The following is a 604-nucleotide window of genomic DNA, read 5'->3' on the forward strand; positions in this document are numbered from 1 at the left end:
AGCGTCGAGGCTTAAAAACCCAAAAGCAATAGAAAATACATTAAATACATATATTTCAAAAATGGATAATTATCCGGGAGATAAAAAAGGAGTTTATCACATTTTACAAAGTGATATAAAATCAAAAACATTAGAATTGGGTATTCCGGAGAAAACAACCAAAGAACAATGGGATATAATTAATAACTCTATTAAAAATGCATCTGGGAAAAATATCAAAGTTAATATTACAATAATTGAGGAGTAATTAATGTTTACGTTAAATAATAATGAGTTAAGAGTAAATGTTTATTTTAATGGTGATTACTATATTGTAGTTACTCTTTCTGATATTGGTATTTTTTTTATGGATTTTAAAAAAGGATATAATATATTTAATAAAAATATAAATAATATTTATTTAGGTTTTCATACAAAAAAAGCATTAATTAAAAGTGAAAAGATAGATACAAAATTAACTGAAGTAATAGAATTACAGGATGATAAAAAATATTATTCTGATTGGGTAAAAAAAGTCATCAAAGAATGTGGTTATAAAAATAAAACAGCCCTATTTGAAAATATGGATGTATGCGCTATAACAGCTATAGATGATAAAATATCC

Annotated in this window: 2 protein-coding genes; both read left to right on the forward strand. The window is 23.5% G+C overall.

Annotated features, from left to right (window positions below; genetic code table 11):
* The coding region (locus tag M983_RS17665; RefSeq protein WP_167348705.1) for an endonuclease toxin domain-containing protein at positions 1–247 on the forward strand (247 nt) is incomplete at its 5' end.
* Positions 248–250: 3 nt separating this feature from the next.
* The coding region (locus M983_RS16625; RefSeq protein ID WP_066753619.1) for a contact-dependent growth inhibition system immunity protein at positions 251–604 on the forward strand (354 nt) is incomplete at its 3' end.

It is taken from the genome of Proteus myxofaciens ATCC 19692 (assembly GCF_001654855.1).
Classification (GTDB): Bacteria; Pseudomonadota; Gammaproteobacteria; order Enterobacterales; family Enterobacteriaceae; genus Proteus; species Proteus myxofaciens.